This window comes from Sulfitobacter sp. M368 (genome assembly GCF_025141875.1).
GTDB lineage: Bacteria > Pseudomonadota > Alphaproteobacteria > Rhodobacterales > Rhodobacteraceae > Sulfitobacter > Sulfitobacter mediterraneus_A.
The window spans coordinates 2,720,653-2,746,875 of sequence record NZ_CP081113.1 but is presented as its reverse complement, the minus strand read 5'-3'; the positions used below and the strand labels follow the sequence as shown (position 1 = coordinate 2,746,875).

Here is a 26,223-nt window from a genome sequence, read left to right as displayed (position 1 = left end):
GCATCTTTGCCTCTGCAATGTGCAGGAAGGCAGAGCGCCGGGCTGATTTCAACCCCGGAAAGGGGCGATGAGGATGACAGATGGGTGAGCATTTGGCGGCACTGAGCGGCGCTATGGCCATGGGGGGCAGCCCTGCAAGGCCGAAAGGGTTTTCATTTGGGTGGTTCTGGTCTAGGCAGCGGCCAACGCCTTGCGACGCAACAAGGCTCCCTCCGATCCCTCTCGACAAAGGATGCCCCATGGCGCGCGCCTCACTTCTGCATAGTTTTACGAAAAATCTGGAAGTCACCGACCTGCGCTGGATGCCCGAAGACGGGTTTTCCATTGGCCGGTTGCGTATCGAACTGCTGTCGGGTTTGACGGTCGCGCTGGCGCTGGTGCCCGAAGCGGTGGCCTTTGCCTTTGTTGCCGGTGTGCACCCGCTGGTCGGGCTTTATGCGGCGTTTCTGGTCGGCCTGATCACCGCATTGATCGGCGGTCGCCCCGGCATGATCTCCGGCGCGACAGGTGCCTTGGCGGTTGTAATGGTGGCGCTGGTTGCGCAGCACGGGGTTGAATATCTCTTTGCCACTGTGGTGTTGATGGGATTGATCCAGATCTTCGCCGGCGTGATGCAATGGGGCAAGTTTATCCGTCTGGTCCCGCATCCGGTGATGCTTGGCTTCGTGAACGGGTTGGCGATTGTGATTTTCCTCGCCCAGATGAGCCAGTTCAAGGTGCCCGGCACCATGGTGGACACCGGGCATGGCATGGGCGGCGGTGAATGGCTCTCGGGCACGCCGCTTTATCTGATGCTGGCGCTTGTGGGGGCCACGATGGCGATCATCTGGGTCATGCCGCGCATCACCAAGTTTATCCCCGCACCGCTGGCTGGCATTGGCATTGTTGCAGCCGTGGTGATCTTTACCGGAATGGACGTGCCGCGCGTGGGCGATCTGGCCTCTATCGAAGGAGGGTTGCCGATGCTGCACATCCCCTTTGGTGAAGGCATTGGCCTTTATGGCACTGCCCTGGCGCCCTTCACCCTCGAAACCCTTTATATCATTGCGCCCTACGCGGTGATCCTCGCGGCGATCGGCCTGATTGAATCGCTGCTGACCCTTAATCTGGTCAGTGACATGACCGGCACCCGCGGCGGTGCGAGCCAGGAGTGTATTGCCCAGGGCGTCGCCAATACCGTGACCGGCTTTTTCGCGGGTATGGGCGGTTGCGCGATGATTGGTCAGTCGATGATCAACGTCAAATCCGGCGGCCGCACCCGCGTGGCCGGGATCGCAGCGGCGGTGTTTTTGCTGCTCTTCATCCTTGTCGGCTCTCCGCTGATTGAACAGATCCCGCTGGCCGCGCTGGTCGGTGTGATGTTCATGGTGGTGATCGGCACCTTTGCGTGGAATTCCCTTACGATCCTGCGCAAGGTGCCGCTGACAGACGCCTTTGTGATCCTGCTGGTGACGGGTGTGACGGTCTATAAAGATCTGGCGGTTGCAGTCGTGGTTGGTGTGATCGTCTCGGCGCTGGCCTATGCCTGGAACAACGCCCGGCGCATCCACGCGACGACGCGCGAATCCCATTCCGAAGAAGGCGCCAAGGTCTATGAAATCCACGGACCGTTGTTCTTTGGTTCCTCCGATGGTTTTGCGGAGCTGTTCGACGTGCCCGGCGATCCGGACCGCGTGATCATTGATTTTGCCGACAGCCGCGTTGTGGACCAATCCGCCCTGCAGGCGATCGAGGCGATTGCGGGGAAATACGAGGCCGCGGGCAAACATGTAGCCCTGCGCCACCTCAGCCGCGATTGCCACAAACTGCTGACCAAAGCGGGCCACCTGATGATCGACAGTGACGATGATCCTGATTACGAGCTGGCGGTCGACTATTCCGTGCGCACAGGGGTCCTGGGCGGTCACTGAATGGCGTTTTGGCAGATTTTCATCCGCCCCGTGATCAGTCGTCGGGGCGGATAATCTCAAACACTTCGCGCACGCGGGTATAATCGCGATAGCCCAGCCGCGACAGCGGCTCGTACCGGGTCACGTCAAAACGGCCATCGACCACACAATCATCGCGCAGATGCACGCCAACAACCTCGCCAAACACCACAAAGTTGGCGTCGCCCTCGATTCTGACAATCTGGGTCATGCGGCATTCAAGGCTCGCCGGGGCATTGGCCACGCGGGCGCAATCAATCACATCACAAGCGGCCTTTTCAACCTGTGCATGGGCAAACTCATCGGCGTCATGGGGCAGGGTGGCAGAGCTGAGGTTCATGGCCTCCCGCGCGGCATATTCCACGATGTTCACACAAAAGACGCCGGTTTCACGGATATTGGCAACCGAATCCTTGGTGCCGTCCACATCGTCTTTCACTCCGGTCGAGGCAAACATCACCTGCGGCGGCACATAGGCCACGCCGTTGAAAAACGAATAGGGCGCAAGATTGTCGCGCCCGTCCGCGTCACGGCTGGAAATCCAGCCGATGGGGCGGGGGGTGACAATGGCGTTGAACGGGTTATGCGGCAGGCCGTGGCCATTTTCCGGACGATAGAACATTGTGGCGCTCTCCTTGGTCAATTGCACCTATGGCTAACGTCATGTTAGGGGCATGGCCACCGCAATTCGGGGCAGGAACCGCACCTTGTACCAGCTCATCCCAGAAACCCCTGATGATTATTGGGAGGTCGAGGCGCTTTATGACACCTGCTTTGCGCCGGGGCGCAAGGCGCTTTCGTCATACCGCCTGCGCGACGGGGTGCCTTCGGTGGCGGGCCTCAGCCATGTGGCGCGGGACGCAGATGGCATTCTGGCAGGGGCAATCCGTTATTGGCCGGTGCATATTGGTGCGCATGACGCGCTGCTGCTGGGGCCAGTGGCGGTGCACCCAACCCGCCAGGGCGAGGGACTGGGCCGCGCACTGATCGAGGAAAGCCTGAATGCGGCCAAGCCCTTTGGCTGGCACCGGGTGATGCTGGTTGGGGATGCGCCCTATTACAACCGCTTTGGCTTTGACCGGCTGGAGGATGTGATCATGCCGCCACCCACAAATCCCGAACGGGTGCTGGGCCGCGCCCTGTCAAAAGACGCCTGGCACGGGGTCAAAGGACATGTGCGGCGCTGGAACGATTGAAATCCGGCCGGTTCCGCCCCACATCAGAGGGCAAAGAGAAGGACCAACATGGACATTTCCAGCAATCTGCCCGCCCCGATCGACGTTGACGCAAGGCTTGATGAAATCGCACTGCGTTACAAGCAGGCGGGCGGATTGGGGATCAATGTCCTGAACCTCATTGGCGGCAGCGCGGAAAACCTGCTCGACCGGTTGCCCGCAGGCGTGCGCAGCAACCTCGAAGCGGCCACCATCAAGGCGCTGAACCACGCGATGAAGGCCGCTCACAGCAGCCGGTCGGTTGTGCCGGATCAGAAAAGTTGGCTCAACCAGACCGTGACCGCCGCCATGGGCGCGGCAGGCGGAGCGGGCGGTCTGCCCACGGCGCTGGCCGAATTGCCAGTGACAACCACCCTGCTGCTGCGGGTGATCCAGGGGGTTGCCGTGGAACACGGGTTCGATCCGGAGGCGGAGAACGTCCAATTTGACTGCGTCCATGTTTTTGCTGCCGCTGGCCCCCTGTCGGGAGATGACGGCGCGGATCTGGGCTTTCTGTCGGCGCGGATGGCATTGACGGGCCGTGCGATGCAGGCCGTGATTGCCAGGATCGCGCCGAAACTGGCCGTGGTCATGGGACAGAAACTCGCGGCGCAAGCAGTGCCGGTGCTGGGCGCTGTGGCGGGGGCGGCGACAAATTACGCTTATACCAGCTACTACGAAGATATGGCCCATGTGCACTTTGGCCTGCGCAAGCTGGCGATCGACGGCGATGTGCCGCATGACGAACTGGTCGCATCGCTGGCCCAAAGGATGGGGAAAATCCCTGCAAAGGTATAGTTTGACGCAGACACCCGGGGCTTTGCCCCGGACCCCAGAGGTTTAAGGGCCAAATGAAGAAGTGTGCCCTTCTTTTCTTTTGGCCGGAAAAAACTCCCTGGGAATCGCCGCGCAGCGGCGGTGGGGGCTGGGCCCCTTGGCGGTGAAGATGGCTCAAGCGGTTTGGCCTGAGGTGTTTGGAAGATAGGCTGCGTCAGCGCCCGATGCTTCCCGGTGCCACGGTGGTGGCTTTGAGAATGGCGTAACAGTCGAGCCCCGGCGCAAGCTGCAGCTCGGCAACCGCCCGCGCTGTGACCCGCGCCAGCACCCGGTCTTTGCCGGCCCGCAGTCCAATCGCCGCGCCGGGCCCACCGCCGGGATGTACGGTTTCGACCCGAACCGGCAAAACATTCACCGAAGAAAGGCCCTCAGGGCGCGAAAGGGACAAGATTACGTCCTGCGCCAGAACCCGCAGGCGGACGCGAGCGCCCACATCGGCTTGCACGCCCGGCAATTCAAGTGTTCCGGCACTGATGCGCAGCGTCGACAATCCGTCGTCCGCATGGGCGATAACCTCCGCCTCGAGCACCGCGCCCGCCTCGCGCACGCCAAGCAGCGGCACGGCGGCTGGGTCCGCCATCACATCATAGAGCGGTCCCTGCGCCTGAACCATGCCGTCTTGTAACAGAACCAGCTGATCCGCCAGTCGCGCCACCTCATCCACCGCGTGGCTGACATAAAGGATCGGCAGGTTCAGTGGTCCGTCGCGCAGCCGTTCCAGATAGGGCAGGATTTCTTGTTTGCGCGGGGCGTCGAGACTGGCCAGCGGTTCATCCATCAGAAGCATCCGCGGGTGGCTGAGCAGGGCGCGGCCAATGGCGACCCGCTGCTTCTCCCCGCCCGAAAGGGTGCCGGGCCGCCGCACCATAAGCGGCGCAAGGCCCAGAAGGGCCACCACATCGTCAAGACTGGCACCGGGCGCATCTGCCGGAGCATAGCGTGCGCCAAAGGTCAGGTTTTCCTTCACCGTGAGATGCGGAAACAGCCGCGCGTCCTGAAACACATAGCCCAGTCTGCGTTTGGCGGGCGGCACGAACCGGCGCGAAGCTGTATCCACAAACACATGCGCGCCAAGGCTGACCCGCCCTACATCGGGGCGCAGCAGTCCCGCAACGGCGTTGATCACGGTGGTTTTGCCGGTGCCGGAACGGCCGAAAATTGCGGTGATCCCGCCCGCCGCCTCAAACCCCACATCAAGGGACAGCCCACCAAGGCGGTGCTGAATGTCCACTTGCAATGTCATTTGGCCGCAATCCGTGCCGAGACCCGCCGCGCCAGAACCTCGGACAGAAGCACGGCGGCCACAGCAACAATGCTGGCCATCATGACCATCATGACCGCTTGCCCCTCACCGCCGGGGATCTGCAACGCGGCCCAGATCGCGCCGGGCAGGGTTTGGGTCTGGCCGGGAATATTGGCGACAAAGGTGATCGTCGCGCCAAATTCGCCCATGGCCTTGGCGAATCCCATGACAGCCCCGGCCAGAATGCCCGGCCCGATCAGGGGCAACGTTACGCGGGCAAAGACTGAAATACGGCCCGCGCCAAGGGTCTCGGCGGCTTCTTCCAGCTTGGGATCGACCGCCTCGATGGCCAGCCGCATGGCCCGCACCATCAAGGGAAAGCCCATCACGATGGCGGCCAGCACCGCGCCGGTCCAGTGAAACGCCAGCTGCAGACCCATCGCGCTGAGCATCCGGCCCAGCGGCGCATTGGGGCTGAAACTGATCAGCAGCAGGTATCCCGTGACCACGGGCGGCAGAACCAGAGGCAGATGCACAGCGGCATTCAGCAGGGATTTCCCCCAAAAGGATTTCCGCGCCAGAATCCAAGCCACCCAAAGCGCCAGCGGGACAGCCAGCGCCGTGGCCCAGCAAGCCACCCATAGCGACAGGCGCAGGGCCTCCCAGGCGGCGCTGTCGGCGGTCATTCGGGCACCTCGTCAAAGCCATGTGCCGTGAAAATGCCACGGGCTGTTGGACTGGCCAGAAACGCAAGAAATGCCTGCCCACCTGTGCTGAGCGCGGCGGCAGGATAGAGGATTGGATCATGGTGGCTTGCGGGCACGTCATAGACCTTATGCACACGCGTCTCGGCCATCGCATCGGTGGCATAAACGATGCCAAAGGGCGCGGCGCCGCGTGCGACAAGGGCGAGAGCGGCCCGCACGTTGTCGGTCTCGGCCAGCTGCGGCTCCAGCGTGTTCCACAGATCTATCGATTGCAGCCATTGCCGCGCATAGGCGCCGGCGGGCACCGCATCGCGGTGGCCCATGGCCAGCCGGCCCGCAGCAAGTTTTTCGGGTAAGGCACTGATATCATCCAAGGGATTTCCCGCCTGGTGGCTGATCACGACAAGACGGTTGCTTGCAATCGACCGGATCGGTGCGGCAAAGGATATCTCTTGATCTGCCAGCCAATCCATCCATGCAGGGTTGGCCAGAACCACCAGATCAGCCGGGGCACCTGCGGCCACTTGCCGTGCAAGGGTGCCTGATCCGGCATAGGACACTGTGACCTGCCCGCCGTATTGTCCAGCAATCTCATCCAAGGCGCCGCGCAGGCTGGCAGCCGCAAAGACCGTCACCGGCGGCATTTGCGCAGCGGCCAAAATCGGCAGGACCAAAAGCCAGATCAAAAGGGCAAGGACGCGTTTCATCAGCCGCACTATCCGCGATGCACAAAGACGGCACAAGCGCATTGCTGATCGCTGGTCATTGCAGGCAAGAGCTTTTATATTTCGGCCAAAACGGGCAGGCGCTGAGTATGGGACATTTATGATCAAACAACTTCCCATTTCGCTGCATGGGGCGCGCAAAGGTGATGTGCGCAGCCAATTTGCCGCGCTTTGCTACCGGATCAAACGGGGCAAGGTGCAGGTGCTGTTGGTCACATCACGCAGGTCCAAGCGGTGGATCGTGCCCAAGGGCTGGCCCATGGAGGGCAAAACCCCTGCGGCCTCGGCCAAGCAGGAGGCCTGGGAAGAGGCGGGCGTCTATGGACGGTCGGTCGGCAGTTGTCTGGGCGTCTATTCCTACGCCAAGGACGTCGGGGAGCCGGATGATTTGCCTTGTCTTGCGCTGCTTTATCCCGTGGCGGTCAAGTCCTTGGCCAAGAAGTTTCCCGAACGCGGCCAACGCCGCCGCCGCTGGGTGTCGCGCAAAAAGGCGGCGCGGCTGGTGTCGGAACCGGAGCTGGCCCGGATGATACTGGATTTTGATCCCCGTCGCGGCATGGCAAAAGCTTGACCAACGCTGGATTGCGCCCCATCTGTGAAGGGTAAGATTTAAAAGGACGTCATAGCTGAATGATTCATTATGCGCTCAAATGCGAGGCCGGCCACCAGTTTGAAAGCTGGTTCCAATCGGCGTCTGCCTTTGATGCCCTGTCCAAGGCCGGGCATTTGAGTTGTTCAATCTGCGGATCGCCCGAGGTGAGCAAGGCGATCATGGCACCGCGTGTGGCAACCAAGGCCAAGCCAGAGCAGCCGGGCGCGGAAGCTGCCAGTGTTCCGGCGCTGCACAATCCGCCCTCCGAAGTTGAAAAGGCGCTGCAGGAGTTGCGCCGCAAGGTCGAGGAAAACTCCGATTATGTGGGCGAGAATTTCGCTTCGGAGGCCCGCGCCATGCATCTGGGCGACGCGCCGGAGCGGGCAATCTATGGCGAGGCGCGGCTGGATCAGGCCAAAGAGTTGATCGAGGATGGCGTGCCTTTGATGCCGCTGCCGTTCCGGCCCAAGCAAAAACTCACCTGATCTTCAGAAGGAATACCTTATGACCGTAGTGATTACAGGTGCAAGCCGCGGCATTGGCGCGGGGCTGGCGGCGCATTATCAAGCCACAGGGCAAGAGGTGTTTGGCACGGGCCGGTCCGCCGCCGCGCAATTGCAGCTGGACGTGAACCAACCCGCAAGCCACCGCGCAATGGCTCAGGCGCTGGGCGATCGGGCTGTGGATCTGTTGGTGTGCAATGCCGGGGTCTATCTGGACAAGGGGCATGAACTGGACAGCGGCTATGGCGCGGATCTTTGGGCGCAAAGCTTTGCCACCAATGTGACAGGCGTTTTTCTGAGTATTCAGGCGCTTATGCCGCATCTGCGCCGCGCCAAGGCCGGTAAGATCGCAATCATTTCCTCTCAGATGGCCTCGGACAACCGTGCGCCGGGTGGCAGTTATATTTACCGGTCCTCCAAGGCGGCGGCGCTGAATCTGGGGTTGAACCTTGCAAAGGATCTGAAGCCCGAAGGCATTGCCGTTGGGATTTACCATCCCGGTTGGGTACAGACCGATATGGGCGGGGAAGCCGCAGATATCACCACGGATGAGGCGGTGAACGGTCTGGCGGCGCGGTTTGACGCGCTGAGCCTAGAGACAACGGGGTGTTTCGAGACATGGGATGGCCGCACGCATCCCTTTTGAAGAGGCGGCGGCGGGCAGGCCCGCCATGCGATGCTGGCAATTGGGCCAGCCCAATTGCGTGAATGGGGGCTTTGCCCCCAAACCCCCAGAGTATTTATTGCCAAAAAGGGAGCAAAAAGGGACAGCATGCCTCCTTGCGCATGGGCGGACATGGGGCTAGACCGCGTGCGTGTTGAACGGCGGGAGGTCTGATGCCTGTTCTTGTGATGAAATTTGGTGGCACGTCGGTGGCCACGCTGGACCGGATCCGCCGCGCGGCGAAACGTGTGGGCGTTGAGGTTGCCAAGGGCTATGACGTGATTGTCATTGTCTCGGCCATGTCCGGAAAAACCAATGAACTGGTGGGCTGGGTTGGGGAAACCTCGCCGATGTATGATGCCCGTGAATATGACGCGGTGGTGTCCAGCGGCGAGAATGTCACGGCCGGGTTGATGGCCCTGACCTTGCAAGAAATGGACGTGCCCGCGCGATCCTGGCAGGGTTGGCAAGTGCCAGTGCAGACGACCTCGGCACATTCGGCCGCGCGGATTGAAGATATTCCACCCGCCAACATTCGCGCCAAATTTGCCGAAGGTATGAAGGTGGCGGTTGTGGCCGGTTTCCAGGGGGTCAGCCCGGAGGGCCGGATCACCACCTTGGGCCGGGGTGGGTCGGACACAACGGCGGTGGCCTTTGCCGCGGCCTTTGAGGCGGAGCGGTGCGACATCTACACGGATGTGGACGGTGTATACACCACTGATCCGCGGGTCAGTGCCAAGGCCCGCAAACTCGACAAGATCGCATTCGAAGAGATGTTGGAGCTGGCGTCTCTGGGCGCCAAGGTTTTGCAGACGCGGTCCGTCGAACTGGCCATGCGCTACAAGGTCAAACTGCGCGTGCTCTCAAGTTTTGAAGAACAATCGGACGATGCCGGAACGCTCGTTTGTGATGAGGAGGAAATCATGGAAAGCAATGTTGTTGCAGGTGTGGCGTTCAGCCGTGATGAAGCCAAGATGACGCTGGTGTCGGTTGCGGACCGTCCGGGCATTGCCGCCACGATCTTTACCGCGCTCAGCGATGCGGGCGTCAACGTTGACATGATTGTTCAGAACATTTCTGAAGAGGGGCGCACGGATATGACGTGGTCCTGCCCTGTGGATCAGGTCAAACGCGCCGAAAAGGCAATGCAAGATGCCAAGGACGGCGGAATCATCAACTATCACGAGCTGATCGCGGATGTTGATGTGGCCAAGGTCTCCGTCGTTGGCATCGGCATGCGCAGCCACACCGGCGTGGCCGCCAAGATGTTTCAGGTGCTGTCCGCAGAGGGCATCAACATCAAGGTGATCACCACCTCCGAGATCAAGATCTCGGTTCTGATTGATCGCAAGTATATGGAATTGGCGGTTCAGGCGCTGCATGACGCCTTTGAACTGGACAAGGCGGCCTGATCTCAAACCATCGCTTTCAGGGCCCGGCAGATGCACGTCTGGGCCGGGCCGGTCGTGGCCTGGCCAAGGCGTAGCAGTCGCGGAACGATCCTTCCTGGCACCGGGCCTGAATGCCCATAATGCAGGCAACTGTGGCAAAATGGCCTGACGTCAGGGAATTCAGCCATTTCGCTTTGGTGCGGCCTGTGGTCTAAGCTGGAAACGGTCAAACCGGGGGACGCGCCAGTATGGCAGAGCGTTTTGAAACAGAGAGCCGCAAATTGCTGGGCCGTTTGCGTGATGCATTGGCAAGCGATGACGCCGCACAGGCGCGGCTCAACAAGATCACGCATCTGATTGCCAATTCTATGGGCTGTGAGGTCTGTTCGATCTATCTCTTCCGCGATGAGGAGACGCTCGAGCTTTGTGCGACAGAAGGTCTGAACGCGGATGCGGTTCACCAAACGCGGATGCGTCTGGGCGAGGGGCTTGTCGGGAGGGTGGCCAAGAAACGCCATGTGATCAACACGCCGGATGCGCCGCAAGCGCCGGGCTTTAGGTTTATGCCGGAAACCGGCGAAGAGATCTATTCCAGCTTTCTGGGTGTGCCGGTGCAACGTTTGGGCGAAACTCTGGGCGTTTTGGTGGTGCAGTCGAAATCCGCCCGCGAATTCTCTGCCGATGAGATCTACGCGCTTGAAGTTGTGGCGATGGTTCTGGCGGAAATGACGGAGCTGGGCGCGTTTGTCGGTGAAGGCGCGGCAATGTCCGCCCGCCACAGCCAGCCGGTCATGATGCGCGGGATTGTCGGACAGGAAGGTGTGGCCGAGGGCCATGTCTGGCTGCATGAGCCGCGGGTCGTGGTATCCAACCCGATTGCCGATGATCCTCAGCGCGAAGAGGAACGTCTGACCGAAGCAGTTGAACAGCTGCGCATCAGCGTCGATCAGATGATGACCATGGCGGTGGGCGACAAGGACCAGCAGCAGGTGCTTGAGGCCTACCGGATGTTCGCCAATTCCAAAGGCTGGATGCGGCGGATGCTCGAAGACATTGCCAGCGGCCTGTCGGCAGAGGCGGCGGTGGAAAAGGAACAATCGCTGGCGCGTGCGCGGATGGGACAATCTACCGATGCCTACCTGCGCGAACGGCTGAGCGATCTGGACGATCTGAGCAACCGTCTGTTGCGCATTTTGACCGGGCAGGGGGCCGATACCGGCGCCGAGATGCCCGATGACCCGATCCTGGTCGCCCGCAATATTGGGCCGGCCGAACTGCTGGACTACGGGCGCAAGCTGCGCGGGATAGTGCTTGATAACGGCTCCGTCGGATCGCACGCAGCGATTATTGCGCGGGCGCTTGCAATCCCGTTGGTGGTGCGGGCAGGCCGCGTAACCGAAGACGCGCTAAACGGCGATCACATCATGGTGGACGGCGAACAGGGTATCGTGCATCTGCGCCCTGATGACACCGTTGCCACGGCCTTCCGCGACAAAATCGCCATGCAGGCAGAGGCGCAGGAACGCTATGCTTCGATCCGTGATTTACCGGCGCAGACCAAATGCGGGTCAGTTGTGGCGTTGCATATGAACGCCGGATTGATGGCCGATTTGCCCTCGCTCGATGGCTCTGGTGCAGAAGGGGTTGGCCTGTTCCGGACCGAACTGCAATTTCTGGTGCGCAACCAGATGCCCAAACGCTCAGAGCTTTCGGCGCTATATGCGCGGGTTCTGGATGCGGCACATGGCAAGCGCGTGGTATTTCGGACACTTGATATCGGGTCCGACAAGGTGCTGCCTTACATGAAACCCAACGACGAGCCGAACCCGGCGTTGGGCTGGCGTGCGATCCGCGTGGGTCTCGACAAACCGGGTATCATGCGGATGCAGCTTCAGGCGCTTATTCGTGCGGCAGCGGGGCGGCCCTTGACGGTCATGTTCCCCTTTGTTGCCCAGTTTGAAGAATTTCGCGCGGCCCGCGCCGAGGTCGACAAAACCTTGGCAAGAGAAGAGCGTTTGGGCCACGTCCTGCCTGAAACAGTCGAAGTGGGCGCAATGTTGGAGACACCCAGCCTTGCCTTTGCCCCGCAGAAGTTCTTTGAGGAGGTTGAATTTCTGTCGATCGGCGGCAACGATCTCAAGCAGTTCTTTTTTGCGGCAGACCGTGAGAACGAACGGGTGCGGCGGCGCTATGACACGTTGAACGTCAGCTTTCTGACGTTTCTCGAAGGTATCGTCGAAAGGTGCAGGCAAACCAATACGGATCTGTCTTTCTGCGGCGAGGATGCGGGCCGCCCGGTGGAGGCGCTGTGTTTTGCGGCCATCGGATTTCGCAGCCTGTCTATGCGCCCCGCCTCTATTGGGCCGGTCAAAAGTCTGTTGCGGCGGTGCAATCTGGAAGAGGTGCGCCAGGTCATCTATGAGGCCCGCGACAGCGGCGAGATGTCAGTGCGCGCCGCCGTGATGGAATATGTGCGCGCCCAGCATCAGGGTTGATCAGATCACCAATCGCACGGCGTGCCCGGGGGCATAAGCCATGCGCACAGCCGTCACCATCGCCGTTTCGCTAAAGGTTTCGCGGCGCAGCACCATCAGGGGGGCGCCGCGGGGGCATTTAAGGTGTTTGACATCAAAGGCGCTGGCTGGTTCGGCGGCATATTCCAAGGTGCCCCGGTCAAACGGTGCGTTTTGAACCAGCCATTCATTGGCGCTGATCCGATCCAGATCGACATCGGCGATCTGCGGCACTTCGGACAGGTTGACCTGCCGTTGTTCGGCGGCAAAAGGCGCCTTGTCGGCAAAATGCAGCCCCTCAAGATGCAGCAGGTCGGCTTCGATCTTGCGGCTGATGATCCGGTGGGAATAGACCTTGCCCATCCCTTCGACCTCTTGGCGGAGCACCGGCACAGACATCTGCGCCCGCCGTTGCGGTGACAGGGCCACACGGGTGCCTGCGCGGCGGCGTCGTTCCAGCCAGCCATCCTCGGCCAATGCCCGCAGGGCGCGGTTGACCGTGGCACGGGCGCAGCCCAATTCGCGGGCCAGTTCAGCCTCATTCGGGATCAACCCGCCGGGCGGCCATTCACGGCTTTGGATGCGCCGCAGTGCCTCAGCCTGGATATCCAGCCAGCCACGTTTCACATCACGTCCTTGAGCCGGTGAAGGGTCTCGCGGTAGGCGTTGGTGATCTCTGTGCGGGCGATGTGCATACCATCTTGTACCATATGCCGGCCCGCGGCCCAAACGTCGCTGACGCGGGTGTCGGTCCCCGCAAAGATCCAGGTATCCAGTACATTGTCCCCCTCCCGGCCAATCAGATCGGTCGCACTGCCGTCCAGCGCCATCAAATCGGCCCAAGCTCCCACTTCGATTGCGCCTGCGTTCCGTCCAGCGGCCTGCGCGCCGCCCTGGCAGACGCCGTCAAACAACACCCGCCCGGTTGAGCGATCTTCGGTCGCCATCACGGCCCGGTTCAGGGTGCTGAGACGTTGTGAATATTCCAGCGTCCGCAGTTCTTGTGCCAATGAAATCAGGATGTTGCTGTCTGATCCGATCCCCCAGACCCCTTTTGCATCCGCCCATGTGACCCCGTTGAAAATACCATCTCCAAGCGAGCTTTCGGTCAGGGGGCACAGCCCCGCAACCGCGCCCGTGGCGGCCAACCCGCGTGTCTCTGCCTCGGTCATCTGGGTGCAATGGATCATGCACCACCGTGGATCTACCTCGACATTGGCCAGTGTCCATTCAACAGGGCGGGCGCCATATGCGGCCTCGATCTCTTCGACTTCCGCGACCTGTTCTGCCAAATGCATATGGATCGGACCGTCAAATGATTGCAGCGCGGTGATCTGCTCTGGCGTTACGGCCCGCAGGGAATGCGGAGCCACGCCGATGTTCGCATCCGCCGGCAGGCTTTTCACAGCGGCTTGCGCCCCGTCCCAAAGAGTTTGGTAGCCGTCCAGATCATTGCCGAACCGGATCTGGCCGGGGCCAAGGGCGCGACCGTCCACGCCGCCCTGGGCATAGAGCACCGGCAATAGCGTGAGGCCAACGCCGGTCTGTTCTGCCGCCGCAACGATCCGTGTGGCCAGTTCGGCGCGGTTATCATAGGCATGACCACCCGGTTGATGATGCAGGTAATGAAACTCAACGCTGGCGGCATATCCGGCCTCCAGCATCTCCATCTGAACCTGTGCGGTGATGGCCTGAATATCCTCTGGCGTCAGTTGATCCAGAAACCGGAACATCAACTGCCGCCATGTCCAGAAACTGTCCGTGGGTTCTGCCCCGCGCCGTTCTGTCAGCCCGCCCATCGCCCGCTGAAACGCATGGCTGTGCAGGTTCGTGGGCGCGGGCAACAAGATATCAACCTGCATGTCTGCAGGGCCATCACCGATGGCGGCGATACGGCCGTCCTTGAGGGTCAGGGTGACGTCACTGGCCCAACCATGGGGCAGCAGCGCGGTTTTGGCGTGTATTTTTGTCATGTCTTGCCTCTTGACGACTCAGGGTGCGATCTGAATATGTCTATACATAATTCCAAATCAGCCGCGAGATAAAGGGAAATTCATGCATCAAATGCTCTGTAATGCGCGATTGGCGACAATGGTCGGGGCCAATTATGGCCTGATCGACGCTGGCTGTGTGGTCCTGAACGGTGACTTGATCTCATGGGCAGGGCCGGAAGCGGAATTGCCCGCAGAATTCGCCCAGGCGGAGCGGCATGACATGGGCGGGCGTCTGATCACCCCGGGTCTGGTGGATTGTCACACCCATCTGGTGCATGGCGGCAACCGCGCCCGCGAGTTTGAGATGCGCCTGCAAGGGGCCAGCTATGAAGAGGTTGCGCGGGCAGGAGGCGGGATCGTCTCGACCGTTGGGGCGACCCGTGATGCGGATCTCGACAGTCTGATCGCCAGCGCCCTGCCGCGCCTTGATGCGATGATCGCCGAAGGGGTTTGCACCGTCGAGATAAAATCCGGATATGGGCTGGACTTGGAGACAGAGCTGAGGATGCTGCGGGCAGCCAGGGCATTGGCCGACTTGCGCCCGGTGCATGTCGTGACCAGTTTTCTCGGCGCACATGCGGTTCCTAAAGATTATGCAGGCCGCGCAGACACTTATATCGATGAGGTCTGTATTCCCGCCCTTCGCGCCGCCCATGCCGAAGGGCTGGTGGATGCGGTGGACGGGTTCTGTGAAGGCATTGCCTTTGACACCGCACAGATCGCGCGGCTCTTTGACGTCGCGCAGGAATTGGGACTGCCAATCAAACTACACGCCGAACAGCTTTCGCATATTGGTGGCACCAAGCTGGCCGCTGATTATGGGGCGATCTCGGCGGATCACGTGGAATATGCCAATGCCGCCGACGCCAAAGCGCTGGCCGGCGCAGGCACGGTTGCGGTCTTGTTGCCTGGCGCGTTTTATACAGTACATGAAACTCAAGCACCGCCAGTCGCGGCCTTTCGCACCGAGGGCACGAAGATGGCCTTGGCCACAGATTGCAATCCCGGCTCCTCGCCGCTCACCTCTTTGCTGCTGACGATGAATATGGGCTGCACCCTGTTCCGCCTGACACCTGAAGAAGCGCTGCGCGGTGTAACCCTGAACGGCGCCAAGGCGCTGGGCATGACAGATCGCGGAGAGATCGCCACCGGACAACGGGCGGATCTTTGCGTTTGGAACATCGAACATCCGGCCGAACTGGCCTACCGCATCGGGTTTAACCCGCTGCATTCACGCATTTTTGGAGGACAGCTATGATCCTGACACCGGGGGCTGTAGAGCTCAAGACTTTGGAAGCGATCTGGCGGGATGGCGGGCAAATCGCGCTCGATCCGGCGTGCCAGCCCGGCGTTGAAGCGGCTGCGGCTCTGGTGGCCAAGGCGGCGGCAGGGCAGGAAGCGGTTTACGGGGTAAACACCGGCTTTGGGAAACTGGCCAGCCGGAAAATCGCGCCCGAAGACACCCAAACCCTGCAACGCAATCTGATCCTGTCCCATTGCTGCGGCGTGGGCGAGGCGTTGAGCCTTCCGCTAACCCGGTTGATGATGTCGCTCAAGCTGATGTCGCTGGGGCGCGGCGCCTCTGGCGTGCGTTGGGAGGTCTGCGCCCTGATCGAGGGAATGGTGAACGCCGATGTCATGCCGGTGATCCCAGCCCAAGGATCCGTTGGCGCATCAGGTGATCTGGCCCCGCTGGCGCATATGGCCGCGGCGATGATCGGCGAAGGCCGGGCGGTCTATCAGGGCGAAGAAATGTCCGGCAGTGAGGCCCTGAGCCGCGCGGGATTGACCCCTGTGGTGCTTGGTCCCAAGGAAGGGCTGGCCCTGATCAATGGCACCCAGTTTTCGACCGCCTGCGCCCTTGCAGGGCTGTTTGAGGCCCAAAACGCGGTGCGCAATGCGATGGTGATTGCCGCGCTCAGCACCGATGCGATCATGGGCTCCACCGCGCCTTTGGTTGCGGATATTCACAGCCTGCGTGGCCATGCCGGACAGATCGACGTGGCCGAGGCCATGCGCGATTTGATGGAAGGCTCGGAAATTCGCGAAAGCCACCGCGAGGACGACACCCGCGTACAAGACCCGTATTGTATCCGCTGCCAGCCGCAGGTTCTGGGCGCGGCATGGGACGTGATCCGTCAGGCGGCGCATACGCTTGAGGTTGAGGCCAACGCTGTCACCGACAATCCGCTGGTTCTGGTGGGCGAAGGGCACATCGTGTCAGGTGGGAACTTCCACGCCGAACCTGTAGGCTTTGCTGCCGATATGATCGCGCTGGCCATCGCCGAGATTGGCGCGATTGGTCAGCGCCGCGTGGCGCTGATGGTGGACCCGACGCTCAGCCATGATCTGCCGCCGTTCCTGACCCCTGATCCGGGGCTGAACTCCGGCTTTATGATTGCCGAAGTGACCACCGCCGCATTGATGAGCGAGAACAAACATCTGGCCAACCCTTGCGTGACCGACAGCACGCCCACATCCGCCAACCAAGAGGACCACGTGAGCATGGCCGCGCATGGCGCTTACCGTCTGGCGCGGATGAATCGGAACCTGTCTGCGATCCAGGCGGTCGAGGCAATGTGCGCCGCCCAAGGGATCGAGGCGCGGGCGCCGCTTGCGACCTCTGCGCGATTACAGCGGGTGATCGACCGCTTGCGACAGGAGGTTCCGACTCTTGGCAAGGACCGCTATCTCGCGCCCGACATTGAAACCACCACAGCGTTGGTTCGCAGCGGTGCATTGGTGGAGGCGGCGCAATGATCGAGGTCACCCAAGGAGGCAGCCCGATTGTTCTGGGCATGCCGCACACCGGCACGGAGGTGCCGCCCGACATATGGGACAAACTCAACGAACGTGGTCAGGCGCTGGCCGATACCGATTGGCATATTGATCGCCTTTACAAAGGCTTGGGACTGGACGTTACAGTGGTGCGCACACCTGTTCATCGCTATGTCATCGACCCCAATCGCGGTCCCGATGACGCCAGCCTTTATCCGGGGCAAAACACAACAGGTCTGTGCCCGTTAACGGATTTTGAAGGATTTCCAATTTACCATGAAGGGCAAGAACCGGACGCAGATGAGATTTCGCGCCGCCGTGCACAGTATCACGCGCCTTATCATGAGGCTTTATCCACAGAACTGGCGCGGGTGAAGGCAAAACATGGCATTGCTTTGCTGTACGATTGCCACTCAATCCGGTCGGTTATCCCCTATCTTTTTGACGATACCCTGCCTGATCTGAACATCGGCACCAATTCCTCCACAAGCTGCGGAATGTTTGTGGAGCGGGCTGTGGAAACCCGCTGCCGCGCCGCGCAGGACTATACCAGTGTCCTCAATGGCCGTTTCAAGGGTGGCTGGACCACGCGACACTATGGGCAACCTGCGGAAAACATTCACGCAATCCAGATGGAGCTGGCCCAATCCACCTATATGGACGAGACGCCGCCATGGCAGTGGCGTGCCGACAAGGCAGAACGGCTCAGACCGGTTCTTTATCGTATTCTCAATGACTTGACCGAGCTTCTTTATGAAAGGCAGCAACGATGACAAATCCCCGTCACAACACCCGAGACATCTTTCCTGCCACCGGCACCGAGCTGACAGCCAAAAGCTGGATGACCGAAGCGCCGATGCGCATGCTCATGAACAACCTGCACCCGGATGTGGCTGAAAACCCACATGAATTGGTGGTTTATGGTGGTATTGGACGCGCCGCCCGCACATGGGAAGATTTTGACCGCATCGTCGCCGCTCTGACCGATCTGGAGGGCGATGAAACGCTGCTTGTGCAATCGGGCAAGCCTGTGGGCGTATTCAAAACCCACGAAAATGCCCCCAGAGTGTTGATTGCAAACAGCAATCTGGTGCCGCACTGGGCCAATTGGGATCACTTCAACGAACTCGATAAACGCGGGCTGGCGATGTACGGCCAGATGACTGCAGGTTCGTGGATTTACATTGGAACTCAAGGGATTGTGCAAGGAACTTACGAGACTTTTGTCGAGGCGGGCCGCCAGCATTACGATGGCAATCTGACCGGCAAATGGATCCTGACCGGCGGTCTGGGCGGCATGGGCGGCGCACAACCCTTGGCTGCAGTTATGGCGGGCGCGTGCTGTCTCGCGGTGGAGTGCAACCCCGACAGCATCGACTTCCGCCTGCGCACGAGATACCTCGACGAAAAGGCCGAGACACTGGACGAAGCGCTTGAGATGATCGACCGCTGGACCAAGGCGGGCGAGGCCAAATCCGTGGGGCTGCTTGGCAATGCTGCCGACGTGTTTCCCGAACTGGTCAAACGCGGCGTGCGCCCTGACATCGTGACCGACCAGACCAGCGCCCACGACCCGCTTAATGGCTATCTGCCGCAGGGCTGGACCATGGGCGAATGGCGCGCCAAACGCGAGAGCGATCCCAAAGCCGTCGAAAAAGCTGCCCGCGCCAGCATGAAGGTGCACGTGGCCGCGATGGTGGATTTCTGGAACGCCGGTGTGCCGACGCTGGATTACGGCAACAACATCCGGCAGGTCGCCTTGGAAGAGGGGCTGGTGAACGCCTTTGCCTTCCCCGGATTTGTGCCAGCCTACATTCGCCCGCTGTTCTGCCGCGGCGTTGGCCCGTTCCGCTGGGCGGCGCTGTCGGGGGATCCCGAGGATATCTACAAGACCGATCAGAAGGTCAAAGAGCTGATCCCCGACGATCCGCATCTGCACAAATGGCTGGATATGGCGCGGGAACGCATCTCGTTTCAGGGTCTGCCGGCGCGGATTTGCTGGGTGGGATTGGGGCTGCGAGACAAGCTGGGCCTGGCGTTCAACGAGATGGTGCGCAATGGTGAGTTGAAAGCACCGATTGTGATTGGCCGCGATCATCTGGACAGTGGATCCGTGGCCAGCCCGAACCGTGAGACCGAGGCCATGAAAGACGGCTCCGACGCGGTCAGCGATTGGCCATTGTTGAACGCGCTGCTCAACACCGCTTCCGGCGCAACCTGGGTGTCGTTGCACCACGGCGGCGGCGTTGGCATGGGCTTTAGCCAGCATTCGGGCATGGTGATCTGTTGCGATGGCACCGAAGAGGCCGATGCGCGGATCGCACGGGTGCTGTGGAACGATCCGGCCACCGGGGTCATGCGTCATGCCGATGCGGGCTATGATATTGCGCTGGACTGTGCCCGCGAGAAAGGGCTGAACCTGCCCGGTATTCTGGGGTAAACGCCTGCCTCTGAGGGCGGATTGAGGGGCCAGCCCCTCAAACTCCCCGGAGGTATTTGGGGCCAAAAAGGGGGAGGGGCGCCGGATCGATCGGCAGCCCCTTTTCTATTGGGCGGTTTGGGATTGCAGTTGGCCCATCAATTGGGGAGTTTGACGCATAAGTCATTTGTCGCACCAAGGGAGGATCAGAGATGTTTTTGAACAACGCGTGGTATGTGGCGGCGTGGGATCATGAGATCACCCGTGATCTGGCGCGGATTACGGTGCTTGAGCGGCATATCTGTGTGTTTCGGACCCAAAAAGGTGCGGTTGTGGCCCTTGATGATGCCTGCCCGCATCGCAAACTGCCTTTGTCGATGGGCCGGATAAAGGGTGATACTGTTGAATGCGGCTACCATGGGCTGACCTTTGATTGTGTCGGGCAATGCACTTGGGCGCCGGGGGGGCGCATCCCGTCCGAGGCGCGGGTGCATGCCTATCCGACCCATGAGAAATATGGGTTGGTCTGGATTTGGATGGGCAATCCCGTGCTGGCAGATCCAGAAGATATTTTCGAGATTGAAAACTGGGGTGATCCAAGTTGGGGGATCAACCGCGGTGCGGCGATGGAGCTGAACTGCAATTATTTATTGATGTGTGACAATTTGTTGGATCCGACACATGTGGCCTGGGTCCATGGTGGCAGCTTTGGTCAGGCTGCGACGCGGGACACGCCGCTGCGGGTAAAAAAGACCGAAGATGGGGTGATTGTGCATCGCTGGATGATGGATGTGGAGCCGGCGCCGTTTTACAAGAAGGTCATCGGCTTTGAGGGCAATTGCGACCGGTTGCAGCATTACGAGGTCCGCTATCCCAGCCATGCCTTGATCCGCGCGGTGTTCACGCCGTCGGGCACGGGTGGGCCGGAAGGGCCGCTGGATCGGGATACATTTATCATGGACAGCTATAATTTCATGACTCCAACCACGGCCGGGCAGACCCGCTATTACTGGTTCCAGCTGCGCAATATTCGCCCCGATGATGCAGAGTTGAGTGCTATGATGAGCGAGGATGTGCGCCAGGCCTTTGAAGAGGACCGCGCCGTTCTGGATGCGGTTCAGAAGGGGATGGCCGACAAGACCAGCCCACATATCGACCTGCCCATCGATGGAGGGCAGCTGCGGTTTCGCAGGCAATTGGAAGCGATGATTGCGCAGGAAGCTATGGTAGATGCGAAGATGCAGTCATAGAGGCTAGTTGCCTGCCCTCTGCATCATCATTTCGTGCACCGCATGCATGCCCCTGTCGGCCATCGCCGAAACCTCGGCCGCGTGAAGATGCAGCGCAGCTACGATTTCGGGGTTTTCCGAAGTTTGCACCACGATGACCCCCTCTGCCGTGACATCAACCTTGGATGACATCTGATCCGGGTGCTCAAAAAAGATATCCAGAGTTGGACTTTGGATCATGATTTTCGGGTCATCTCCGCGTTCTACCCTGTCGATCATCCCGACGACATGCGAAACCAGAACATCCATGACCTCGGGCTGACTGGAATGGGTCACTGTGCGGATACCATCTGGCAAAATCTCAACGGTGCGGTCAATCAGGTGGAAGTTCTGGAACATGACGGCCAATTCGGCACTCTCCTGCGCTGTGGCATTGGCCCCGCGCAGGCCCGGCATGCGGGCCATGTCATGTCCATGCCCCTGGGCGCCGTGGCCGGCAGTCTGCGCGCGGCCATCGCTGGTGTTTGTAAGGATCGTGGCCAGCAGAACAAATAGCAGTGCGCGTATGGAAGGTCGGTTGGGTGGACAGGCATTTGGGCGCATCATCGTAATTCTCCGCTTACTCGGATGGTCGGATGATCACAAAGTAGCAGGAGTTGGCAGATAATCCTAAGAAAACGGCTGCTATGGTTGGTTCTGAGTGCAGTTGATCATCAGCTAGGCTTTTGTGCCTGGGCCGGTCTTGTCGGGGGAGAAAGGTGGAGGCGAGTACCGGAATCGAACCGGTGTACACGGATTTGCAATCCAGAAAGAGCGCAAGCGAAAACAACGACTTAAGGGTGCAAAACACCCCCTGACAAAAAGTGAACAAAAAGCGAAAGTTTCAAAGCCAATTTCGCCGGTTCAAAATGAAAAAGGCCCCGTCACAGCGGCAACTGTGAACCGGGGCCAAATAGAAAAAGCCTGTCAGCTTTCGGAAGACATTAGCACGGGCCAATGCCTTACCGCAAACGCTCAGTCAGCTTTTACGCGGCCTCTAACCGGTGAGGTGGTCCAATGAGCTGGCGCATCGCAAACGAATGCGCTGAGCGCCGCTTTGGCAGCGCCGCGCGCAAGCAGATCATCATGTTCCTGGCCGACAAGGCGAGCGATGACGGCTCGGGCATCTGGTGTTCCAAGGGGACGATCCAGCGCCACACAGAGCTCAGCGAGAGCACGGTGAAACGCACCATCATCGACTTCCTGCGCGAAGGCATTTTGATCGAGACAGGGAGGCGGCACTGCAAGAACGGCTACACTGTCATTTACCGCATCGTTCTGGAGCGCGTGGCCGCGCTCGAACCCACGGCCGAGCCCGACATTGAGACGGGGGTCACTGTGAACCCCGTCCAGCCTGAACCCGGTACGGGGTCCACGGTGAACGGGGTACGGGGTTCACGGTGGACCCCAAACCATCCTAAAACCATCCATAAACCACCTACGCGCAGGCGCGAGGCGGCGGAGGAGGTTGAAAATCCTGAAGCTGAGAAGATCTTGGCGGCATATCCCGAAGACAGGATCCGAGACCGGGGAACCAGTCTGCGCCTGATCGCAGCGGCTGTGAAAGCCGGTGTGGAGCCCGATGATCTGAGGCAGGCGGTCAAAGCCTACGCCAAGGAAAGCGAGGGCTACACGCGCAGTAAGGTCTGCTTCTCAGACAACTGGTTCAAGATGCGGCGTTGGGAGAAGGGGCTTGCCCAGGTACAGGCGGACCGAGAGAAGGCGCGAGCGGCCGAAGCCAAGGGCCGTGCGAGCCTCGCCGAGTGGATCCACGAGCGCCATCCCTTGTGCCGCCACATCACCAACCGGCAGATCGAGGATTTGATCGCTTCAAAGCTGGTGACGCCTGAACAGGTTCGAGCTGCGGGGCTGCAGGCGTGAGCGAAGCGGTGATCGGAGGCGATGCGGCTTGGCTCGGAAGTAAAGCTCTTCCGCTGGCAAGAGGGTTAACCAACCTCGGAAGTTCTTCATTTGTGAACGAAGCGTTGCTTGCATTTACGTTTATTTCGTTTATTTTGATTATTGCGAATGGGGCGCAAGATCCCGTCGCGTGAAAAGGAGAGAAACGATGATGATGCAAGCAAAAGAAGCGTTCGCAGAACGTTTGCCGGATCAGGTTGAAATTGAAAATGCTGACAGTCTTCGCCGAATCCTTGCCTCGCAAGTGAACGGTGATGAGGCAGTTGAGCTGAGCCTGGCACTTGGTAAGAAACAGATCGAACCGGTTACGTTGGCCCCAGCCCTCGCTGCATCCTTGATGGAGTTGTTGCGGTTGGTGTCAAGCGGCAGAGGGTTCCGGATGATCCCTGTGGATGCAGAGTTGACCACTCAGCAAGCGGCCGATTTATTGAATGTGTCGCGCCCACACCTCGTGAAGCTTCTAGAAGAGGGGGAAATCGCCTTCTTCAAAACAGGTCGGCATCGCCGTGTGAAAGCAGCCGATCTATTTGAATACAAAAAGAAACGCGACTCTGATCGCTCTGACGCACTGTCTGACCTTGCCGCGATGGACATGGAGAACGATCTTTTATGAGTGACTATGCCGACCGTTTCACGGCACTGATTGACGCTAATGTTCTGGCGTGCGCGATGCGCAGAAACATAATCTTGTCGCTGGCCGAGGCCGGATTTTTTCGGCCCCGGTGGAGCGATAGGATTATGGATGAGACTGCCGGTGCAATAGCCAAGATTACGAAGGGCGGGGCTGACACTAACAAGCAGCGTTCCGCTATGGAGCGCGCTTTCCCCGAAGCGTGCGTTACTGGGTATACTGGCCTTGAAGCCGGTCTGCAGTTGCCGGATCCTGATGACCGCCATGTTCTTGCTGCAGCGATCACAACATCCGCTCAGGTAATTGTGACAGAAAACCTTAAGGATTTCCCAAGCGAAGCACTCGTCCCTTTTGACATCGATGCAATCTCGGCCGACGAGTTTATTTCTGATGCAATCGAACTCGACTCACTCGCAGCTGTAGTTGCCCTGCGTAAAATGCGTGAGCGGTTCAAAAACCCTGATATGGACGCCGAAGCATTATTGCAGCGGATCAAGGCTCGAGAGCTATTTCAAACCGCTGAAATTTTGCACGAATACGTAGAGCTACTTTAGCGTTATGTGGCGGTAGATCGCACTGGCGACGGTCTCCAGCGAACACGTTGATATCTATCTACGCTCTACAATCTGTCGCACGATAGGATGCATCCAAGCAGGGACGTGCCTGCTTTGCTTTGCCAAGAGCTTCCGATCATTGTCGTCCAGTGCGTGTGCAAGGCGGTCGACGATTTGACTGTCCACACGGTCCTTGCCGACATAACGCAACGCCTGGAAGACAACCCCAGTCTTATATCCTGCGCCGACCAATGTTTTGGGAGATGCTTTGCGGAATTGTATGACTTGCCGTCCAACCTTCTTGGTGCGGGTTGGGCCGTCGGTCATATAGGTCGGCTTGGATGGTACCTGAGTGGAAAGGCCCAACTGATTGGCAGCCATCGAAGGAGAAGGTTGTAAGATTTGACCGTCCTTTCGAGCAACAGCTTTTGCGATGTCATCGGCGGAAGGCGACAGAAATCCGAAGCTCGGGCTCTTCTTCGGGTAGTCATACAGCCCCCGCGTCAGTCGGCGGATCACACCCTGATCAGCAAGGCGTGACAGGGCCTGATCTACGCTTGCGCGGGATCCGATGTCGAGAAAATCGGTCGGCGCAAAGATTGCGCCGCGACCTTTTCCGATGATGCGTTGCTTGATGTTTGACGTAATCATGTTCGAACTCCTTGTCAGAAAATATGGTATGATTTTCTGAAAGTCGACGGGCCATGGAATAACCCCTCGGTAGGTGCAACTGGCATAGGGCAAAGAGGAGAACTGGTGCGAAATTTACGCTACAGCGCAAAATTCGAAAAATTACGCTGCAGCGTAAGTTGTCGTGGGCTAGACTGCTGCGTCTATGAACTCTAGATCATACAGAGGATTTATGATCTAGGCATCATAGGCGGCGTCGGAGGCTGACTTGCAGAACTTCGTTCGAATTCCTCGACATCTTGGACATGCGATCCGTCAGGCTCGTCGCGCAAGGCTGATGTTCGTCTTGTTTTGAGCCCACGCTTGAGCGCGCGGGCAACATCTCCCAATAGACTGTACCGGGGCTCAACGGGCCGTTGGCCCGCTCACCCCGATCCAGACATCATCAATTTTGTTTGGTCCGCCCAACATCCCCGACCGTGGCGGTCAACCTTAGTCCATCCCCAAAATCAGCCACCAATTTCCCCTGTCTCGCGGGCGAGCCATTCCTCGCGGGGCAAATTGGCGTCTGATTTCGGCGCAGACATTTTCTTCGCAAATGTGGCCGATTGACAGCCCCGTTCAGGGCCGTGGGTCGGGCTTTGCCCTCTCCCACTCTGTTCCGCCGAATACATGCGTATTCGGTCAGATCAGGTGGCCGAGGCGCAGCCCATCGGCGGAAGGGGCGCGAAGCCTCACCCGCGTTACTTTGATTGAGGAGGCCACAAATGGCACCGAAGTTTGATGTTTATGCCCATGTCACCGACACCATTATTGCGGAAATCGAGGCAGGCACGCCGCCTTGGCGCAAACCGTGGACAGGGAGCGCGTCGGGCATTGCCCTGCCGACACGGCACAACGGCGAGGAGTATCGCGGGATTAACATCCTGATGCTCTGGGTCATGGCGGCCAAGCAAGGCCATGTGTCCAGCCGCTGGATGACCTACAAACAGGCGCAGGAGCTGGGCGGTCAGGTCCGCAAAGGTGAGACGTCGTCCACCGTGGTCAAATACGGGACGTTCACCCGTGAAAACGAATTGGGTATCGAGGAAGAGCTGCCCTATGCGCGCGCCTACCGCGTCTTCAATGCGGATCAGATCGAAGGTTTGCCGGAGGATTACTACATCCGGCCCGATGCCCCGCGCGATCTTGGCACAGAGGAGGATCCGGAGCTCAAGGCGTTTTTCAGCCGAACTGGGGCAGAGATCCTCACCAGCGATGACCCACGAGCCTATTACAGCCCCGCCAAAGATCACATCCACATGCCGCCGATTGCTACCTTTCACAATGCGGCAGGCTATTATGGGACGTTAGCTCATGAGGTGATCCATTGGACCGGCAGCGAAAAGCGGCTTGAGCGGATCAAGAAGTTTGCCAACCGCGAGGTCTATGCCTTTGAAGAGCTGGTGGCGGAAATCGGCGCTTGTTTCCTTGGTGCCCAGATTGGTGTCGTGCCGGAATTCGACCAAAGCGCCGCCTATGTGGAAGGTTGGTTGAAAGCGCTCAAAGAGGACAAACGGGCGATTTTTCGTGCGGCGTCCGAGGCGCAGAAAGCCGCCGATTTTGTCCTAGCAGCCGCAGGTCAATCGAAAGCGGCCGCAGCATGAGCGGCCCCGCAATCTTACCCCCGATGACGTGCCGCAAATGCGGCGCGTCAAATCCGGTGATCTTTC

Annotated in this window: 26 protein-coding genes; 18 read left to right on the top strand and 8 right to left on the bottom strand. The window is 59.8% G+C overall.

Features of this window, described 5'->3' with window-relative positions:
* Positions 1–239: 239 nt before the first annotated feature.
* Positions 240–1,910, top strand: a complete 1,671-nt coding sequence (locus K3754_RS13795; protein WP_259938046.1) for a SulP family inorganic anion transporter — start codon at positions 240–242, stop codon at positions 1,908–1,910.
* 34 nt (positions 1,911–1,944) lie between these two features.
* Here the strand turns inward: K3754_RS13795 and K3754_RS13790 are convergent, their stop codons facing one another.
* On the bottom strand, positions 1,945–2,550 hold the full coding sequence (locus K3754_RS13790; RefSeq protein ID WP_203210549.1) for a flavin reductase family protein: 606 nt from the start codon (positions 2,548–2,550) through the stop codon (positions 1,945–1,947).
* An 85-nt stretch (positions 2,551–2,635) separates the two neighbouring features.
* Between K3754_RS13790 and K3754_RS13785 the strand changes: the two genes are divergently transcribed.
* Together K3754_RS13785 and K3754_RS13780 are read left to right on the top strand one after the other, a co-directional pair.
* Entirely contained in the window at positions 2,636–3,124 is a 489-nt protein-coding gene (locus K3754_RS13785) for a GNAT family N-acetyltransferase (protein WP_231024099.1), read from the top strand.
* Between the two features lie 48 nt (positions 3,125–3,172).
* On the top strand, positions 3,173–3,940 hold the full coding sequence (locus K3754_RS13780) for an EcsC family protein (RefSeq protein WP_259938045.1): 768 nt from the start codon (positions 3,173–3,175) through the stop codon (positions 3,938–3,940).
* Between the two features lie 193 nt (positions 3,941–4,133).
* Here K3754_RS13780 and modC read toward each other — a convergent pair whose 3' ends face one another.
* From modC to modA, 3 genes are read right to left on the bottom strand one after another with little or no spacing between them, the layout of a single operon-like run.
* Positions 4,134–5,222 (bottom strand): molybdenum ABC transporter ATP-binding protein, encoded by a 1,089-nt coding sequence (gene modC, locus K3754_RS13775; protein WP_259938044.1) that lies wholly within the window; start codon positions 5,220–5,222, stop codon positions 4,134–4,136.
* Complete coding sequence (modB, locus tag K3754_RS13770) at positions 5,219–5,908, bottom strand: molybdate ABC transporter permease subunit (RefSeq protein WP_259938043.1); 690 nt, start codon at positions 5,906–5,908, stop codon at positions 5,219–5,221. Before modB ends, modC begins: the two co-directional genes overlap by 4 nt.
* Entirely contained in the window at positions 5,905–6,636 is a 732-nt protein-coding gene (modA, locus tag K3754_RS13765) for a molybdate ABC transporter substrate-binding protein (protein ID WP_259938042.1), read from the bottom strand. The genes modB and modA overlap by 4 nt, the downstream gene beginning before the upstream one ends.
* A gap of 118 nt (positions 6,637–6,754) precedes the next feature.
* Between modA and K3754_RS13760 the strand changes: the two genes are divergently transcribed.
* The 5 genes from K3754_RS13760 to ptsP all read left to right on the top strand — a co-directional run bounded on the left by K3754_RS13760 (position 6,755) and on the right by ptsP (position 12,299).
* A complete protein-coding gene (locus tag K3754_RS13760; protein WP_203210555.1) occupies positions 6,755–7,225 on the top strand; it encodes an NUDIX hydrolase in 471 nt (156 codons plus the stop codon).
* A 59-nt stretch (positions 7,226–7,284) separates the two neighbouring features.
* Entirely contained in the window at positions 7,285–7,731 is a 447-nt protein-coding gene (locus K3754_RS13755) for a DUF1178 family protein (protein ID WP_203210556.1), read from the top strand.
* 19 nt (positions 7,732–7,750) lie between these two features.
* Positions 7,751–8,395 (top strand): SDR family NAD(P)-dependent oxidoreductase, encoded by a 645-nt coding sequence (locus K3754_RS13750; protein WP_259938041.1) that lies wholly within the window; start codon positions 7,751–7,753, stop codon positions 8,393–8,395.
* Between the two features lie 191 nt (positions 8,396–8,586).
* A complete protein-coding gene (locus K3754_RS13745; RefSeq protein WP_203210558.1) occupies positions 8,587–9,825 on the top strand; it encodes an aspartate kinase in 1,239 nt (412 codons plus the stop codon).
* Between the two features lie 227 nt (positions 9,826–10,052).
* A complete protein-coding gene (gene ptsP, locus K3754_RS13740) occupies positions 10,053–12,299 on the top strand; it encodes a phosphoenolpyruvate--protein phosphotransferase (protein ID WP_259938040.1) in 2,247 nt (748 codons plus the stop codon).
* Here ptsP and K3754_RS13735 read toward each other — a convergent pair whose 3' ends face one another.
* Complete coding sequence (locus tag K3754_RS13735) at positions 12,300–12,944, bottom strand: GntR family transcriptional regulator (RefSeq protein ID WP_203210560.1); 645 nt, start codon at positions 12,942–12,944, stop codon at positions 12,300–12,302.
* Complete coding sequence (locus tag K3754_RS13730) at positions 12,941–14,290, bottom strand: formimidoylglutamate deiminase (protein ID WP_259938039.1); 1,350 nt, start codon at positions 14,288–14,290, stop codon at positions 12,941–12,943. Before K3754_RS13730 ends, K3754_RS13735 begins: the two co-directional genes overlap by 4 nt.
* A gap of 91 nt (positions 14,291–14,381) precedes the next feature.
* On the opposite strand from K3754_RS13730, the gene hutI reads away from it, so the two are divergent.
* The 5 genes from hutI to K3754_RS13705 all read left to right on the top strand — a co-directional run bounded on the left by hutI (position 14,382) and on the right by K3754_RS13705 (position 20,758).
* Positions 14,382–15,569: an imidazolonepropionase gene (gene hutI, locus K3754_RS13725; RefSeq protein WP_259943359.1), complete on the top strand. Its 1,188-nt coding sequence runs from the start codon at positions 14,382–14,384 to the stop codon at positions 15,567–15,569.
* A complete protein-coding gene (gene hutH / locus K3754_RS13720) occupies positions 15,566–17,071 on the top strand; it encodes a histidine ammonia-lyase (RefSeq protein WP_203210562.1) in 1,506 nt (501 codons plus the stop codon). The genes hutI and hutH overlap by 4 nt, the downstream gene beginning before the upstream one ends.
* Positions 17,068–17,862: an N-formylglutamate deformylase gene (gene hutG / locus K3754_RS13715; RefSeq protein ID WP_203210563.1), complete on the top strand. Its 795-nt coding sequence runs from the start codon at positions 17,068–17,070 to the stop codon at positions 17,860–17,862. The genes hutH and hutG overlap by 4 nt, the downstream gene beginning before the upstream one ends.
* On the top strand, positions 17,859–19,529 hold the full coding sequence (gene hutU / locus K3754_RS13710; protein ID WP_259938037.1) for a urocanate hydratase: 1,671 nt from the start codon (positions 17,859–17,861) through the stop codon (positions 19,527–19,529). Before hutG ends, hutU begins: the two co-directional genes overlap by 4 nt.
* Before the next feature lie 191 nt (positions 19,530–19,720).
* Entirely contained in the window at positions 19,721–20,758 is a 1,038-nt protein-coding gene (locus K3754_RS13705) for an aromatic ring-hydroxylating dioxygenase subunit alpha (protein ID WP_259938035.1), read from the top strand.
* A gap of 3 nt (positions 20,759–20,761) precedes the next feature.
* On the opposite strand, the gene K3754_RS13700 is transcribed toward K3754_RS13705, so the two are convergent.
* Entirely contained in the window at positions 20,762–21,343 is a 582-nt protein-coding gene (locus K3754_RS13700) for a hypothetical protein (RefSeq protein WP_259938033.1), read from the bottom strand.
* Positions 21,344–21,793: 450 nt separating this feature from the next.
* Between K3754_RS13700 and K3754_RS13695 the strand changes: the two genes are divergently transcribed.
* Genes K3754_RS13695 through K3754_RS13680 form a run of 4 tightly spaced genes read left to right on the top strand, consistent with a single transcriptional unit; the run spans position 21,794 to position 23,881 of the window.
* Complete coding sequence (locus tag K3754_RS13695) at positions 21,794–22,657, top strand: hypothetical protein (protein ID WP_259938032.1); 864 nt, start codon at positions 21,794–21,796, stop codon at positions 22,655–22,657.
* Positions 22,654–22,830: a hypothetical protein gene (locus K3754_RS13690; protein ID WP_259938031.1), complete on the top strand. Its 177-nt coding sequence runs from the start codon at positions 22,654–22,656 to the stop codon at positions 22,828–22,830. Before K3754_RS13695 ends, K3754_RS13690 begins: the two co-directional genes overlap by 4 nt.
* A gap of 14 nt (positions 22,831–22,844) precedes the next feature.
* On the top strand, positions 22,845–23,309 hold the full coding sequence (locus tag K3754_RS13685) for a helix-turn-helix domain-containing protein (RefSeq protein WP_231024101.1): 465 nt from the start codon (positions 22,845–22,847) through the stop codon (positions 23,307–23,309).
* On the top strand, positions 23,306–23,881 hold the full coding sequence (locus K3754_RS13680) for a PIN domain-containing protein (protein ID WP_259938030.1): 576 nt from the start codon (positions 23,306–23,308) through the stop codon (positions 23,879–23,881). Before K3754_RS13685 ends, K3754_RS13680 begins: the two co-directional genes overlap by 4 nt.
* A 54-nt stretch (positions 23,882–23,935) precedes the next feature.
* Here the strand turns inward: K3754_RS13680 and K3754_RS13675 are convergent, their stop codons facing one another.
* Positions 23,936–24,532 (bottom strand): DUF6088 family protein, encoded by a 597-nt coding sequence (locus K3754_RS13675; RefSeq protein WP_259938029.1) that lies wholly within the window; start codon positions 24,530–24,532, stop codon positions 23,936–23,938.
* A gap of 746 nt (positions 24,533–25,278) precedes the next feature.
* Between K3754_RS13675 and K3754_RS13670 the strand changes: the two genes are divergently transcribed.
* Positions 25,279–26,157: an ArdC family protein gene (locus tag K3754_RS13670; protein ID WP_259938027.1), complete on the top strand. Its 879-nt coding sequence runs from the start codon at positions 25,279–25,281 to the stop codon at positions 26,155–26,157.
* Positions 26,158–26,223 lie beyond the last annotated feature (66 nt).